Consider the following 258-nt stretch of genomic DNA (forward strand, 5'->3'; position numbering starts at 1 on the left):
GGGTAAGGCCCACGGCAATCGACAGTGCGAACAGCAGCGCTTCGGTCCAGTCACCCTTGGTAAACCCGTTGATGAACAACACCAGCGGCGCCATCACGAACATGAAGCGGATCAGCAGCCAGCTGACCTTGTTCACCCCATGCTGGAACGAGGTGGTGGCGCGGTCGGTCGCGGTGACGCGCTGCGCCAACGCACCGAAATAGGTGTTATTGCCCGTGGCCAGAATCACCGCTGTGGCGGCGCCGGACACCACATTGG

General features: G+C 62.0%; 1 protein-coding gene. It reads right to left on the reverse strand.

Going from position 1 to position 258, the window contains the following annotated elements:
• Positions 1 to 258: hypothetical protein (locus tag AC0L3B_RS39770; protein ID WP_473383366.1), on the reverse strand; the 258-nt coding region annotated here is incomplete at both ends.

The sequence above is a fragment of the Bradyrhizobium sp. Kon56 genome (assembly GCF_055807635.1).